The sequence below is a fragment of the Chryseobacterium sp. DT-167 genome, assembly GCF_058310155.1.
Map to the genome: position 1 here is coordinate 108721 of NZ_JBZEEQ010000007.1, position 16297 is coordinate 125017.

General features: G+C 35.9%; 14 protein-coding genes and 1 pseudogene. 3 read left to right on the forward strand and 12 right to left on the reverse strand.

What is annotated here, in order from left to right:
• The first annotated feature begins 131 nt into the window (after positions 1-131).
• The 3 genes from AC4FQ5_RS11095 (at position 132) to AC4FQ5_RS11105 (ending at position 2326) form a co-directional block, all read left to right on the forward strand.
• A complete protein-coding gene (locus AC4FQ5_RS11095; protein WP_491143280.1) occupies positions 132-1400 on the forward strand; it encodes an NAD(P)/FAD-dependent oxidoreductase in 1269 nt (422 codons plus the stop codon).
• A gap of 124 nt (positions 1401-1524) precedes the next feature.
• Positions 1525-1812 (forward strand): DUF3817 domain-containing protein, encoded by a 288-nt coding sequence (locus AC4FQ5_RS11100; RefSeq protein WP_491143282.1) that lies wholly within the window; start codon positions 1525-1527, stop codon positions 1810-1812.
• 106 nt (positions 1813-1918) lie between these two features.
• On the forward strand, positions 1919-2326 hold the full coding sequence (locus tag AC4FQ5_RS11105) for a hypothetical protein (RefSeq protein ID WP_491143283.1): 408 nt from the start codon (positions 1919-1921) through the stop codon (positions 2324-2326).
• Positions 2327-2405: 79 nt separating this feature from the next.
• On the opposite strand, the gene AC4FQ5_RS11110 is transcribed toward AC4FQ5_RS11105, so the two are convergent.
• The 12 genes and pseudogenes from AC4FQ5_RS11110 to AC4FQ5_RS11165 all read right to left on the reverse strand — a co-directional run bounded on the left by AC4FQ5_RS11110 (position 2406) and on the right by AC4FQ5_RS11165 (position 16297).
• Complete coding sequence (locus AC4FQ5_RS11110; RefSeq protein ID WP_263001797.1) at positions 2406-2624, reverse strand: hypothetical protein; 219 nt, start codon at positions 2622-2624, stop codon at positions 2406-2408.
• Between the two features lie 121 nt (positions 2625-2745).
• Entirely contained in the window at positions 2746-4488 is a 1743-nt protein-coding gene (locus AC4FQ5_RS11115; protein ID WP_491143285.1) for a sensor histidine kinase, read from the reverse strand.
• Positions 4488-5612, reverse strand: coding sequence for a sensor protein KdpD (locus AC4FQ5_RS11120; protein ID WP_491143287.1), 1125 nt, complete (start codon positions 5610-5612; stop codon positions 4488-4490). Before AC4FQ5_RS11120 ends, AC4FQ5_RS11115 begins: the two co-directional genes overlap by 1 nt.
• Positions 5613-5675: 63 nt before the next feature.
• Positions 5676-6755: a porin gene (locus AC4FQ5_RS11125; RefSeq protein WP_491143289.1), complete on the reverse strand. Its 1080-nt coding sequence runs from the start codon at positions 6753-6755 to the stop codon at positions 5676-5678.
• A 40-nt stretch (positions 6756-6795) separates the two neighbouring features.
• The gene (locus AC4FQ5_RS11130) at positions 6796-7362 is read right to left on the reverse strand and encodes a K(+)-transporting ATPase subunit C (RefSeq protein ID WP_491143291.1); all 567 of its coding nucleotides are present in this window, start codon (positions 7360-7362) and stop codon (positions 6796-6798) included.
• Between the two features lie 12 nt (positions 7363-7374).
• Positions 7375-9383, reverse strand: a pseudogene (kdpB, locus tag AC4FQ5_RS11135) (potassium-transporting ATPase subunit KdpB).
• Positions 9384-9486: 103 nt separating this feature from the next.
• Positions 9487-11175, reverse strand: a complete 1689-nt coding sequence (gene kdpA / locus AC4FQ5_RS11140) for a potassium-transporting ATPase subunit KdpA (protein ID WP_491143293.1) — start codon at positions 11173-11175, stop codon at positions 9487-9489.
• Between the two features lie 334 nt (positions 11176-11509).
• The gene (locus tag AC4FQ5_RS11145) at positions 11510-11650 is read right to left on the reverse strand and encodes a hypothetical protein (protein ID WP_491143295.1); all 141 of its coding nucleotides are present in this window, start codon (positions 11648-11650) and stop codon (positions 11510-11512) included.
• A 13-nt stretch (positions 11651-11663) separates the two neighbouring features.
• Entirely contained in the window at positions 11664-12023 is a 360-nt protein-coding gene (locus tag AC4FQ5_RS11150; protein WP_491143296.1) for a DUF7674 family protein, read from the reverse strand.
• Between the two features lie 160 nt (positions 12024-12183).
• Complete coding sequence (locus AC4FQ5_RS11155; RefSeq protein ID WP_491143298.1) at positions 12184-13536, reverse strand: sigma-54-dependent transcriptional regulator; 1353 nt, start codon at positions 13534-13536, stop codon at positions 12184-12186.
• Between the two features lie 121 nt (positions 13537-13657).
• The gene (locus AC4FQ5_RS11160) at positions 13658-14458 is read right to left on the reverse strand and encodes a Cof-type HAD-IIB family hydrolase (RefSeq protein ID WP_491143299.1); all 801 of its coding nucleotides are present in this window, start codon (positions 14456-14458) and stop codon (positions 13658-13660) included.
• Between the two features lie 603 nt (positions 14459-15061).
• Positions 15062-16297, reverse strand: coding sequence for an efflux RND transporter periplasmic adaptor subunit (locus AC4FQ5_RS11165; RefSeq protein ID WP_491143300.1), 1236 nt, complete (start codon positions 16295-16297; stop codon positions 15062-15064).

Genomic DNA, 16297 nt, shown 5'->3' on the forward strand with positions numbered 1-16297 from the left:
TTCTCTTTTTGAGAGGGCTTTTTTGTTTCATATACGATACTGCTGCAATCGTATTTCTTACTGACTTTTCCGGAAATCTAATGTGTTTTGGTCTTATTGTTGAAGAATAAATCACATAAATTCTTATAATTATGGCAAAGCATATTATAATTGTGGGTGGCGGATTTGCCGGTGTACACATGATCAAATCTTTGAAAAACGACTCCAGATTCCGGATAACATTGGTTGATAAAAACAATTATCATTTTTTTCCACCTCTGATCTATCAGGTTGCGACTTCATTCATACAGGCTTCAAATATAAGTTATCCTTTCAGAAAAATGATTTCTGATTATGATAACGTACATTTCCATATGGGTAGCCTGATAAGGGTAGATCCTGAAAATAAAAGCATTGAGACCGATACAGGAATTCTTTCTTATGATTATCTGGTATTGGCTTTGGGTACGGAGTCAAATTTTTTCGGGATGGAAAACGTACAGAGATGCAGTCTCCCGATGAAAAACATAGAAGAAGCTCTTTATGTCCGGAATCATATGCTTCTTACCTTAGAAGAAGCTGCCAGAAATAAAGATATCCGGATCGCTCAGCGGTTACAGAATATTGTCATTGCAGGTGGCGGTCCTACCGGTGTAGAACTGGCAGGAATGATCGCCGAAATGGGTAAGTATATTGCCGAAAAAGAGTATCCGGAAATGAAACTGAGCCTTTCAAGCATTTACCTCATCGATGCGCTTCCTTCCCTACTCTCACCCATGAGTAAAATGGCTCAGAAAACTGCCTATGATAAATTAAAAGAATTGGGTGTAAAAATTATTTTAAATGTGTCGGTTAAAGATTATACCGATAATAAGGTAATACTTTCGGACGGGAAATTTATTGAAACCGAAACACTTATATGGACTTCAGGAGTGATCGGACGTGAAGTTCCGGGGCTTCCCGAGGAAAGCATTGTAAAAGGCAGAAGAATTGCCGTTGATGCTTTTAATAAGGTAAATCACACAGACGACATCTTTGCAGTCGGTGACATCTGTCTTCAGTTAACTGATGAAAAATTTCCCAAAGGTCATCCGCAGCTCGCACAGGTTGCCATTCAGCAGGCGAAAAATTTAGGCGCAAATTTTAAGAGAATGGAAAAGTCTGAAAAACTGAATTCCTTTCAATATAATGACAAAGGAAGTATGGCAATCATATCAAAATTCAACGCGGTGGTTGATCTTCCGAAATTCTCTTTCAACGGATTTTTTGCGTGGCTTACCTGGCTTTTTATACATGTCATTCCATTGGTAAGTTTCAGAAGCAAAATACGGCTGGCTCTTGATTGGTTTAGATTATTTATTACTAACAACCCTTCTATCAGGATGATTTTGTACCCAAAAAGAAATACGAAAGACGAATAAATTTACTTGAAGTTAATTTTAATATAATCTTTAAAACAATTAATTATTATCAAATTGTCTATTACAAAGGAATAAAGTATCTTGCCTCAAAAACAGGAAACATCCTTAAAACTCACAATTTTATATGATTAATTTGTATCGTAAAACAGCTCTTATCGAAGGAGTTTCTTATTTGATCTTGCTCTTTATTGCAATGCCCTTGAAATATATTTTCAATATTTCTGAAGCTGTAAAGTATTTTGGCTGGATTCACGGAGTTCTGTTTCTTGTATTTGCGGTTATTCTTTTAGCGGCAGCAATAAAATATAAGTGGACTCTAAAAAGAATTGCCATTTATTTAATCGGTTCCGTTTTACCTTTCGTACCATTTTATCTTGATAAAAGATTAAAGAAAGAATACGAGAATAAATAATCTCATTTCTTTGATAATTTTAAATATATAAAACAGCCCCGATTCTCTTGTGGTCTGAATTTTGAATTTGTTTAATAAAATTACCAATCAACAAATACAAAATATTATGTACAAGAAAATTTTGGCAGGACTTGGCGGTGCAATTGCGCTAAACATCCTTCACGAGACCATCAGGAAGAATTTCAGTAATGTGCCACACATCAATGAAGTGGGTGAAGAAGCGATTCTAAAACTTACTGATAACACACCCATCAACATTACAGGAGAAAACAATCTGTACGCAGCAACATTAGTCGGCGACGTCTTGAGTAATGGCTTGTATTATGCCACTACAGCAACAAAAAACGATCTTACTTCTGGTTTGCTTGCCGGAGTTGGAGCCATTGCACTTCCAAAAAAGCTAGGACTTAATGATGAACCTGTTGCTGAAAATACTCAGAAAAAACTGATGACTGTAGGATATTATATTTTTGGTGCGCTGGTTACCAAATTTATCTATGACAGAATAAAATAAGAATAAAGCTTACTTAATTCAAAATAAAAACTCGGTTACATATAACCGAGTTTTTTATATTTTAATTTTAAATCTAATTCTAAGCTGAATAGGCAGATCTGTTGAGGAAAATATTTTTTCCGGAAATCTTATTTTTTGTTAAACTGTAAATAATCTCCACAGAAAAACTCGAAAGCTCGTACAAAACGTATCGTGAATTGCTCACTGTGTTCTCGTTAATCATCCTGCCTTGTGATAACACCATGTTATATTGCATCTCATCCGGCAGATTTGTAAATTCGTAGTAAGAAATATCCATAGTTGTTTTTTTTAATGATTAAATCAATTATTGATTAGGTATATACAATTTGTTTACCAAATCTTAAGAAATCTTAAAAAACTGACATAAATATTTTCAAACGGAAATCTTTTTTAAATTTCTACATAATATTTGATGCTTTGAGACTGAAATAAAAAGTGCTTCCTACTCCGATTTCGCTCTTTACAGAAATTTTTCCGCCCTGAGCTTCTATAAATTCTTTGCTGATGCTTAGACCTAAACCCGTACCTTCAGTTTTTGTTCCGGGAATTCTGAAATAACGGGTAAAAACTTTGTCCAGATACTGCTCTTCTATTCCGTATCCCTGATCTTTTACAGAAAATTTGATCTGATCGTTATCATTTTCTACATTGATTTCTATAATGGAATTTTCGTACGAATAGCGAATTGCATTTGAAACAATATTACTGAGAACCCATGAAGTTTTTTCGTAATCGGCATTTACAAACTCAACATTTGGATCGATATGAGATTGAATGGTCATCTTTTTATAATCTGCTGCAGATTTGTTTGCTGCAATCACACCTTCAACCATCTGATTAATGTCAGAAGGTCTTATATTCAACTGCACCACTCCGGTTTCCAATTGTGTGAGATTAAGGAGTTCGCCTGTGATTTTCAGTAGTCTTAGAGTATCTTCTTTTATACCCACTACCAATTTTTGCTGTTCTTCATTAAGATTTCCTATTCTCTTATTTTCAAGCAACTGCACTCCCATTTGAATAGATGAGATCGGAGTTTTAAACTCATGAGAAACCGTTCCCATAAAATGAGTTTTTGCAAGATCAAGTTCTTTGAAAGGAGTTACATTTCTCAGCATAATTACCTGCCCGATAAAACGTTTATCATCTTCTCCGGTTGGGAGAACATTAATGTCTAAAATTTCTTTTTCAAAGTAGTTTTCTTTCCCTTCCACAAAAATTTTCAATAATTCTGAATCGTTTTTTTTCTGAGCCTTCGGATCGATGATTTCTCTGATAAGATCTCTTACCAAATCATTTCCTACGGCAACATCCTGAATGAGTTTTCCTACGAACTGGTCTTTTTTCAGTCCGCTTATTTTTAAAGCTTCATCGTTGACAAAAAGAACCTTTCTGTCTTCATCGATTCCGATTACCGCATCGTGCATATTATCAATCAAAGTTTCGATGCGTTTTTTTCCTTTTAAGATTTTATCGAGTCGGCTTTCAGAATATTCCTGAAGTTTTTCTGCCATTGTATTGAAAGATTTTGCCAGTTCCCCAAACTCACTGTTTCCTTCAAATCGTACTCTTTCTCTATAATTCTGTTTTGCAATCTGATGGATACTGAAGGTAAGCTCACGAATGGGATTGGCAATATTGGAAGGAAGATTGACCATCAGAATAAATGCAACCAGAAAACACAGAGTTCCGGCAATGGAAATTACGGCAATTGCATTTTCTGCCGTAGTGTTGGCAATTCCGCTTTTGACCTGAATGGCATTCATATTCAGCTGCATCAGTTCGGCAATATCTTTTCTGATAACAGATTTAAGATTTTGATCCCGGGGATTTTTATTTAAATCTGAAAAATGGCTGATAATATTCATTGTTGCTTCCTTCTCCCCGATTTCCGTGATGTTGCGGCTTTGAAGGTTCAGGTTTTTTTGAAATTCTTTTACGGCAAAAGACGGTTGCTTGTCTATTTCCTCAAGAGACAAAAGCATATTTCTGGAATACTGCAGCGTATTGTAATTGGCAACAAGTATATTCTGCGTATCTTTTTTAAGCTGATAAATAAACCAGCCGCCAAGTGCAGAAAGTATGATAATCATTAAAAACAGAAGACCGACTCCTGCATTAAGCTTAGTTTTTATTTTCATCAGGACAAAATTACTAAATCTACATTTTGTTTTGAAAGTCTTTTGAGCAACGAATTGAAAGTATCTGTCGCAAGAATAATTCTCCAGATATCAATATGGGGTTTTCCGATGCAGACGGTGGTGATCTTTCTTTCATCACATTGTTCCATGATGGTCATTGCAACATTTTTACTTTGAATTTTAATAATTTCTGCTCCCAATTCGGTAGCTAATCGAAAATTATTGATCAAATGTCTCTGTTTATTAAGCGCAATCCTGTCAGGAGATTCTCTGGGAGTCTGTACGTAAAGCAAAAACCATTGACTGTTGTAATAATTGGCAAGTCTTGCTGTTTTTCTAATCACATTTTTCGCAGTAATTTCGTTTGAACCTATACAGGCAAGAAATCTTTCTTTTTTTAAAACTTTTCCGGTTACAATTTCAGTCTCTACCTTTCTGGTAACCTGAGAAGCAACTTCTTTTAAAGCCAATTCGCGAAGCTGAAGTATATTTTCATTTTTAAAAAAATTGCTTAGAGCAGATTGTATTTTACTCTGATCATAGATTTTACCTTCTTTTAATCTGGAAATCAATTCATCTGCGGTAAGGTCGATATTTACCACCTCATCTGCAGCAGAAAGTATGGTATCCGGAATTCTCTCGGTGACTTCTATTCCCGTTACTGCTTTTACTTCTTCGTTGAGACTTTCAATATGCTGAATGTTGACGGCACTGATTACATTGATTCCTGCATCTAAAATCTCCATCACATCCTGCCATCTTTTTTTGTTTTTGCTTCCCTCAATATTGGTGTGAGCAAGTTCGTCTACAATGACAATTTCGGGACGGAGCACAATTATTGCCGGAACATCCAGCTCTTCCAGCTCTTTCCCTTTATAAAACAGTTTTCGTCTTGGAATAACAGGTAACCCGTGAAGTAAATTGTGGGTTTCTTTACGGTTATGGGTTTCTATGTAGCCAATTTTTACATCAATTCCGTTTTGCAGGAGAACGTGAGCTTCCTGCAGCATTCTGTAGGTTTTTCCGACACCGGCGCTCATTCCGATGTAGATTTTCAGTTTTCCCCGCTTTGATGTATTGATGAGCTGCAAAAACTCTTGTGCTGATTTTCTGGGTTCATCCATTTTAAGAATAAATAAAGTTTACAAAATCTCCCTGTAAAAAATAACAGGGAGATTTTTATTAATTTAAAATGAAACTGCAATTGCCGTGACAGCAGTAAGACTGTTACCAGAGATTTCTTCGTTTCTCTTCATAAAAATAGCATCTTTACTGTTTAGATTACGGATTTCAGTTCGCCATACAAGATTGGGCAAAATCTGATAATCGGCATTTAAAGAATATCCGAATGTCTTAAAACCATTTTCTGATCCTGTTGAGATAATAACCCCTTTTTCATCCTCATAATACTCTCCTCTTGCGGTGATGCTGAATTTTTCTGTAGGAGAATATTTAGCAATCAAAACCGGAGTGTACCAAATGTTGTACTGTTCACTTCCTTTCGATTTTTGTTCAGCTCCAATATCAAATCCTGCTGTAATTCCTATCTTTTTACTGATCTGATAAATTCCGTATAAATTATGAAAATATCGCATTTGTCTTAGACTGTCGGGTTTATCATTTCCTATAAAAGATCCGCTGTTCAATGTCAGTTTTTCATTGGGTTTAAAAGTCAGCTGATGCCCGAAAGCAGGTGTGGAATTACCGTCAACTCTCTGAATTCTCTGCCATCCGTTGAGAAGCAATCCGCTTAGAAACCATTTACCACTTGGTGAATTGTATGAAATCTTTGCCCCGGTTTCGAAATAAGGAGAATTATCCGCAAAAAGGCTTCTTGTTAAAGTCCAGTTATCTTTTCCTATAGCACTTTCGAAGCCAAGATGGGAAGGGAAAATTCCTGCATCTATCCACAAATCATGCTTTTTTGAGATTTTAAATCCTGCATTAGCTTCATAGATGTTTTTCATGACACCCTGTTCCGCAACATAATTTGCGTTCATATAAGTTCCTGCGGCAATTGCAACATTTGCACGAATTTGATCTGTATTGTATCCTGCTTTAATGAAAGCAAGATTAACATTCACTTCATTATTCCGGTTGTGACTGTACACAAATGACGGACGCGTATTGTTTTTAGGATTATTAAAATCTGCCTGATAATAAACTTCTGCGTAACCGCTTATGGTAAGAGGTTTTTTAAGCGAATCGTTCTGGGCTTTTGCTGAGACACTTACTATCGCTAAAAGTCCAAATATTATTTTTTTCATTAAGTTCTAAATTAAGTATTTTTTAATTATTTTTTTGATATTACTTTTTGGTAATTTGATCGAGTGCAATATTCAGTTTGAGAACGTTGATTTTTTCAGGGCCGAACATACCCAAAAATGGTTTTTCAATATTTTCTTCGATCAGCTGATTGATTTTAGATTCATCAATGTTTCTTATTTTGGCAATTCTTTTTGCCTGAATTTTCGCTGCCTGTACCGAGAAATTAGGATCAAGTCCGCTCCCGCTTGCTGTTACCAGATCTGCAGGAATCTGAGATTTTACAAGTCCTGGATTTTTGATCATCAAAGTATCAATGCGGGATTGCACCTGCTGAAGATATTCTTTATTGGAAGGACCTTTATTGCTTCCACCCGATCCTGCAGAATTATAATCTACAGCAGAAGGTCTTGATGAGAAATACTGATCTTCAGTAAAAGCTTGTCCTACATTAGAATAGTATTTTTTATTGTTAAACTCCACCGTTTTTCCTTTCCCGTGATTGGGTGCCAACTGAGCCATTGCAAAAACCAAAGCAGGATAAACAACAGCAAAAAGTATAATGCACATTGCCGTTAATTTTATGGCAGGTAAAATATGTTTTTTCATTTTTTATAAGTTTTAAAAGAATAATGAAACTAAAAGATCGATAATTTTAATTCCAATAAATGGAATAATAACACCTCCAAGTCCGAAGATTAGTAGATTACGTCTCAATAAAGCTGAAGCACCAATCGGTTTGTAAGCAACACCCTTTAAAGCCAACGGAATCAGAATCGGGATAATGATCGCATTAAAAATAACTGCTGAAAGAATCGCACTTTCCGGGCTGTGAAGATTCATAATATTGAGACCTTGCAAAGCTGGAATCGCAGTAATAACAGCGCCGGAATAATGGCAAAATATTTCGCAACATCATTTGCAATACTGAATGTAGTTAGTGTTCCTCTCGTCATCAGCAGCTGTTTCCCGATTTCTACAACTTCGATCAATTTGGTAGGATCATTATCCAGATCCACCATATTTCCCGCTTCTTTTGCCGCTTGAGTTCCGCTGTTCATTGCAACACCGACATCTGCCTGAGCCAAAGCCGGTGCGTCATTGGTACCGTCTCCCATCATCGCAACAAGACGACCTTCAGTCTGCTCTTTTTTGATGTAATTCATCTTATCTTCAGGTTTTGCTTCAGCAATAAAGTCATCAACACCTGCTTTCTCAGCAATAAATTTCGCTGTAAGCGGATTATCACCTGTAACCATTACTGTTTTGATACCCATCTTTCTAAGACGATCAAAACGTTCGTTGATTCCGGGTTTGATGATATCCTGAAGTTCGATTACGCCGAGAACTCTTTCGTTTTCAGAAACAACAAGCGGGGTTCCTCCGTTTTGCGAAATTTCTTTTACTTTATCATCAGTTTCCTGTGGAAATGTATTTCCGGCATTCAGAACGATATTTTTTATGGCATCAGTCGCCCCTTTTCGGATCCGGAAGTTTTCGTAATTCACTCCGGAACTTCTTGTCTCTGCTGTAAATTTGATATACTCAGGATTTTCTAATGAATAAGTAGAAGGATCAATTCCAGCCAATTCAACAATTGATTTTCCTTCAGGAGTTTCATCAGTCATTGAACTTAATACGGCAGCTTTTATCAAAGTTTTTTCATCAACATTATTAGATGCATAAAAATGAGTTGCTTTACGGTTTCCAATGGTGATGGTTCCTGTTTTATCCAAAAGAAGAACATCAATATCTCCCGCTGTTTCTACGGCTTTTCCGCTTTTTGTAATGACATTCGCGCGCAATGCTCTGTCCATTCCCGCAATACCGATTGCGGATAAAAGTCCACCGATCGTCGTAGGAATCAGACATACAAAAAGTGAAATAAACGATGCGATCGTAATACTTACATTGGCATAATCAGCAAATGGTTTTAACGTAATACAAACAATGATAAAAACTAAAGTAAATCCTGCCAATAAAATCGTTAGTGCAATTTCGTTGGGAGTTTTTTGTCTTGATGCACCTTCTACCAATGCAATCATTTTATCGAGAAAACTTTCTCCAGGTTGTGTAGTCACTTTTACGACAATTCTGTCCGACAAAACTTTTGTCCCTCCGGTTACAGAACTTTTATCTCCACCTGATTCACGAATGACAGGAGCAGATTCTCCGGTGATGGCACTTTCGTCGATGGTAGCCAAACCTTCAATAATTTCTCCGTCAGATGCGATGATGTCTCCCGTTTCGCAGACAAAGATGTCACCTTTCTGAAGTTTTGCGGAAGAAATAATACTGCCATCACGCAATTTGGCAGGTGTTTCTTCTCTTGTTTTTCGTAGACTGTCTGCCTGTGCTTTTCCTCTCGCTTCTGCGATGGCTTCAGCAAAGTTTCCAAACAGAACGGTAAGCAGCAGAATGATAAATACAGTAAAGTTATAGGCAAAACTTCCCTGAGATTTTTCCCCTGTCAAAGTCCAGATACTTACAATCAGCATAACAAGAGTTCCAATCCAGACCAGAAACATAACCGGGTTTCTGAACATCGTTTTTGGGTTGAGTTTTATAAAAGACTGTACAAGTGCTTCCTGCATCAGTTCTTTTTGAAACAACGATTTATTATTATTCATTGGGATATATTTATTTTTATTTGAAGGTCAAATGCAATCGCTTAATCTTCATTGGTTTTATCTTTCCAATCATGGCAATTTCATTTTAATTTCTTTATCTATTTTATTTCAGTGAAAAATATTCAGCAATCGGACCTAAAGCCAATGCCGGGAAGAATGACAATGCTGCGATGATCGCAATGACTGCGAAAGTCATTAATCCAAAAGTTGAGGTATCCGTTTTCAGCGTTCCTTCGCCTTCAGGAATATATTTTTTCTGAGCCAGTAAACCTGCAATTGCGATGGGACCGATAATCGGTAAAAAACGGCCAAGTAACAGTACAATTCCTGTCGAGATATTCCAGAAAGGATTATTATCGCCTAGACCTTCAAAACCACTTCCATTATTGGCGGCAGATGAAGTAAATTCATATAAAACTTCACTGAAACCATGAAAACCAGGATTATTGAGCGTACTTGTTCCCACATCTGGGAAAGCAGTCGCAATCGCAGCTCCTGCTAAAATCAAAAACGGATGAAAAAGTGCCACAATCATTGCGATCTTCATTTCTCTTGCTTCAATTTTTTTACCTAAAAACTCGGGAGTTCTACCTACCATCAATCCGCTGATAAATACTGCAAGAATGATATAAATAAATATGTTTAAAATACCTGCACCGTCACCTCCATAAAATGCATTGACCATCATTGCCAACATTTGTGTCATCCCAGAAAGTGGAACCGAACTATCGTGCATTGAGTTAACAGATCCTGTAGAAATAACGGTAGTGACAATACTCCAAAAGCCTGAAGCCGCAGCACCAAACCTTATTTCTTTTCCTTCCATTGCGCCGAGTGACTGATCGATTCCCATTGATGAAATGGCAGGATTTCCATTCATTTCCATAGTGATGGTTGGGATTGCAAGCAGAAGAAAACCTGCCGTCATGACTCCAAAAATCATGTATCCGAATTTTTTCCTTCTGATAAAATGACCAAATGCAAAAACCATAGCCATAGGAATAATTAATTGCGAAACCATCTCGACCATATTGGTGAAATAGGTTGGGTTTTCAAATGGATGTGCACTGTTTGCTCCGAAGAAACCACCTCCGTTGGTTCCAATGTGTTTAATAGGAACAAATGCAGCAACAGGACCTGTAGAAACTTCGGTAGTATTTCCTTGAAGCGTTATTACTTTATCTTTCCCGTCAAAAGTCATTGGTACGCCTTCAAAAAGAAGTACTGCACCCATAATTAATGAAAGGGGAAGGAAAATTCTGGTACTTGATTTCAAAAAATAATCATAGAAATTACCCAGCTTTTCGGTTGATTTTTCACGGAAAGCTTTAAAAATAACAATTGCTGCCGCCATTCCCGTTGCTGCGGAAACGAACTGAAGAAACATCAGCCAAATCTGTCCAAGATAACTCAATCCTGTTTCGCCAGAATAATGCTGAAGATTACAGTTGACTAAAAAGGAAATGGTTGTGTTAAATGCCAAATCAGGCGACATATCAGGATTTCCGTCCGGATTGAGTGGAAGCCAGCTCATATTCATCAGAATGAGCATACTTATGAAAAACCACAAAAGATTAATCGTCAGAAGTGCGCTGAGATGCTGCTTCCAGTTCATTTCGTTGTCAGGATTGATACCTGAGATTTTGTAGATAAATGATTCTACAGGTTTGAAAACAGGATCAAGAAAAGTCTTTTCTCCTGCATATACTTTAGCAATGTATTTCCCAAATGGTATCGCCAGTAAGAGCGTTACCAGAAACATGGCTATAATTCCAAAAATTTCAGTGTTCATAGTTGTTTAATGAATTAATGCAAATTTTTTAACCGTAAAAATCAGATAGATAAAAGCGATTACGAAGCAGATCCAAAAGATCATCTTGCTCCACTCTTTTATTTCATTTAAAATCTTACGGTTCATTTGATTATTGATTTTGTTTAAAATTCTTCAGGTTTTACGAGTACATAAATCATGTAGAAGAATATGGCTATTGCTGTGATAAATAATAGGGTCATGAGTACGTTTTTAATTTTTAAATCTTTTCAAAATATTCTACCAAAAAGTAAAACAGAGCAAAGAGTAATACTCCCGAAGCCAATAAAATAATTGTGATCATTTTCTTTTTATTTTAATTAAATTGAATAATTACTGCTGCAACGAAAACTCCGAGAATGACCGCTACGTTGATCGTTATCATTTCCAGATCGTGTTTTCCGCGAATTGATTTCCATTGTTGCCAGCTTCCGATTTTTCTGATTTTTGTTTTCATAAATTTTTCGTTTTTAAATTCCTGATTTGTAAACCTGATGAAAGTAGTTTTCCTGTAAGCGTGTTGACATTTTACTGAAAATCATTTTTTTGTAAGTCGGTTCGCTGCAAAATGTAAAACTGTCCAGAGAATAGACGAAAATGTTTTCAATTGCATTTTTTAAAGCTGCATCACCTTTGCTGTAAAGCTTATTCATTTTAAGAATAGACTTAATCAGAATTTTCTGATCATTTTCTTTAATAAGCCTTTTGATCTGTTTGGTAAAGACACTGATTACCATGAAAGGTGAGTTTGTTTTGTAAGATTCTTTAAAATCTTCCTGTGTTTCAGGGATCGTTTTGATGATCTCTGTGACGGCATCTGTATGATTCATTTTTAATTGTTTTGAAACAGTAATGCCAAGATTTATTCCTTATAGAAAAACTTAACTATAAACAATTGATATTTAATTATTTAAACTAAAACCCAATGATTAGAAAAAACAAAAAACCCTATCAAAATGATAGGGTCGTTATCAGAATGGAATCATTCTCTTACGAAATACTGTATTCCTCAATCTTTCGGTATAGTGTGGCGATACCGATTTCGAGAAGACGCGCCGCTTCGGCTTTGTTTCCGTTGGTATGCTTTAATATTTTCTGAATCTGCATTCTTTCTGCACTTGCCATAGAAAATGCAGACATCATTTTGTTTTGTGAAAATTGGTTCTGTTCCTGTTTTTCAAGAATGTCTACAGGAAGACTGTCAGTTGATAATTCGGATGAATCTGTGAGGATGACACTTCTCTCAATTACATTACGAAGTTCGCGGATATTACCTTTCCATTGATGATTTTTTAAAGCTTTTAAATAATCATCCGAAAAAGAAGTGATGCTTTTCCCCATTTTCTGAGAAAAAGTCTTCAGGAAAAAGCCGGCAAGCGATTCTATATCCGCTATTCTTTCTTTTAAAGACGGAAGTTTAATAGTAAAAATATTGATCCGGTAATACAGATCTTCTCGGAAGTTTCCGGTTTCAATTTCGGTTTCCAGATCTCTGTTGGTTGCGGCAATGATTCTGACGTCAGTTTTTGTCGGCTTGCTGTCTCCCACTTTCAGAAACTCACCAGATTCAAGAACTCTGAGCAATTTTGCCTGTAAATCGAGAGGCATTTCACCAATTTCATCAAGAAAAACCGTTCCGAGATTGGCTTCTTCAAAAATACCTTTTGAATCTTTCAGAGCTCCGGTAAAGGCTCCAGCTTTGTGACCGAAAAGTTCATTTTCAAGCAGTTCTTTTCCAAACGCCGAACAGTTGACTGCAATAAAATTTTTCTTGCTTCTGTTGCTTGCATGATGTATTGCCTGAGCGAAAACCTCTTTTCCGGTACCCGTTTCTCCTGTAAGAAGGACTGTTGCATCTGTAACAGCCACTTTCTGAGCCGAAGAAACTGCGTTGGTTATCTCAGTAGATTTTCCAATGATACTTTTAAAAGATTGTTTAGAATCTAACTGTTTTTCAAGTTGTAAAACTCTTTTATTGAGTGCCACTTTCTCTGCAGCTTTATAAAGCAACGGAAGAATTTTGGTATTGTCGTCTCCTTTAGTGATGTAATCGAAAGCGCCGTTTTTTATTGCCATCACTCCATCGGGGATGTTTCCGAAAGCAGTCAGAAGAATAATTTCAACACCGGGAAACTGATCTTTCACCGTTTTTGAAAAGTCTACGCCGCTTCCGTCAGGAAGTTTAACATCACAAAGGACAATATCTATATCGGAAATTTCAAGTCGTTTGAGTCCGCTTTTAAGATTTCCTGCCTCAAAAACTTCGAAACCTTCAAGACTGATGATTCTTGATAAGAGTGATCTTATTTTGGCTTCATCATCGATTATTAAAACTGTATTCAATGGGCTGACTGTCTAAATTATTAGAAAAACTGCACTTCGAAGTGCATACCTATATCTTCAATATTTTGTCAAAGATAGAGATTACACAATAATTTTTCCTTTAAATTAATTCAAAAAAATCTTAATTGAGATTGAGATAATTTTTAATAGTCTGTAAAACCCCGAAATTATTATTGCTCAATGCTTCAAATTTTGCTGCTTTTTTCACCGATGGATGAGCGTTTTCCATAGCATAAGAATATTCTGCTTTTTTAAGCATCTCGATATCATTCATATAATCACCGAAAACCATTGTCTGTTGCGGACTAATGTTGAGTGTTTTCTGAAGTTTTTCCAGTGCATTTCCTTTATTGATATCTTTGTTCATAATATCCAGCCAATATTTTCCAGAAACTACAACTTCCAGATTGTATTTTTCAAATTGCTTTAGGGCAGGATACAAATGCTCTTCAGAACCTTCAGGATGATAAACTGCAATTTTAAAAATGCTGTCGTCTAATGCCTGTGTAAGATCATCTATTTTCTGATTCCCTGTATAAAATTGTGCGATATAATCAATGAAGTCCTGATTTTCTGTTTCATAATAAGCTCTTTTTTTACCGGAAACTACCACCGTTGCACCTGTAATCCCTCGTATTGCTAAAATGATTTCTTCAACATATTGTACTTCAAGCTTATCGGCAAACAATTCTTCATTTTTGTAGATCATATAGCCACCGTTTTCGGCGATGAAAGCCATTTCGTCTTCTTTGTCACCGAAGTATTTTGTAATTCCCAACATTTGTCTGCCGCTTGCAGGAACAAAAAGAATGTTTCGTTTTTTCAGTTCTTCATAAATTTCAGGAAATTCCGGGCTTACTTCATGTTTAGAATTAAGAAATGTGCCATCCATATCCGTCACTATCAACCTAATATCATTCATAAATCTCTCATTAAATATCAAATATAGTGGATAATATTGTAGTCTCAGCCTTTAAAGGCAAATGATAACAATATTTTAACGTAAAATTTTAAATTTGATGAAGCCACTCATTTTTCAAGTATATATTAAGACAATCTTTATGATGAAAAAGTCATTAAACCAACAATTTTAAATATATTAAAGACTTAACAATACTTTTATTTCTCAGTTATTAGATATTTGCAAACATCTTCTGAAAATATTTATACTAAATCACATCAACAAAACAACCTATTGATTATCACAATAATAAAAACAATTCACACTGCAAAAATTGATAAATTTCTACGTAAAGATTTATAAATCACCACTGCATATACTTGTATCCGTCTGATTTCCGATCTATCTTTACTAAAGAAATTAAAAAGCGATACAGCTTTAAGATGACTGAAAATCATAATGTGAATTGCAAATAATTGACTTATAGATAGACTTCACACCACACACCAAATCATTTATATTGAAAAAGGCAAAGCATTTATGTTTTGTCTTTTTTGTTTGTAATTCTATTCATCTTTTCATTAAAAAGCTTCGGATAGTTTTTCATTTGATAATTAAGCTCGATCAATGCTCATGCTCCCCCGAGTTACTCAATTTAGCATTCACAAAAAAAGCACCTTTTACCACAATATTGGTCTCATCAGAAATTTCTTTAACCGGAGTTATTGCTGTATAACCCATATCGGAAGAACCTTTTACAATTTCTATTTTTTCAAAATTAATCGTTTTGCTTTCACTTTTGGCTTCAGCTTCATGTTGTTCGGCTTTTTTGTTGGTTTGTATAAAAATATAAAATTTTCCGTCTGCTTCTACGATGGCTTCATTGGGAACAGCAGGAGTTGTGGTATTATTCAGACTTACAATTCCTGTAATGTTCATTCCGTCAATCAATCCTGATTTATTTCCGATAACTGTACAGTGTACGGAAATCGTTTTGCTTTCATTTTCAAAAGAAGAACCGATGCTGTATACTTTTGCATCATATTCCGTTTCAGGATTGTTTGTAAGTTTAAAATGTACGATCTGCCCTGTTTTCATTTTGGGAAGATCTTTTTCGAAAACCTGCAGATCAAGATGAATCGAACCGTTATCAATCACTTCTGCAACAGGTGAAGAAATATCTACATAACTTCCGATCTGAGCATTAATTGTACTGATTGTACCGCTGATCGGCGAAGTGATCACCAATCCCGAACGCAGATTTCCATTGCTGATGTTCGCAGGATTGATTCCCATCATCTGAAGCTGTTTCTGCAGAGATGCTTTCTGAGTTCTTAAAGTTTTCAGTTCAGAATCTGAGCTTTGAAGATTTTTCTTGGCTCCTGCATCATTGTCAAACAGCTCTTTCTGTCTTCTGTACTCCTGTTCGGCAAAAACGATCCTGCTTTTCACGGTAAGATATTGTTCCTGTACCTGGATATATTCTGAATTTCCGATTGTTGCGATAACCTGTCCTTTCTTTATATAATCCCCGATCTGTACATTGATGGTTTTGATCATCCCTCCGTAGAGTGACGTTACGGTAGCTTTATTATTGTTTGGAACCCTCAATAAACCGTTGGCTTTTATCGTTGCTGTCAGTTCTTTCATTTCAATTTTTCCTAAAGTAATTCCTACTGTTTTTATCTGATATTCGGTAATAGAAGCAATGGTTTTCGGATCTTCACTGTGATGATCTTCAGTCTGTTCGGTTTTTATTTCACTTTCAGAATCGTTGGCGGCATCTTTTTTTCCGCAGTTTAAAAGAAAGACAGAAGCGAGCGAGATATAGAGGATATTTTGTTTGAATTTGAGTTCCAT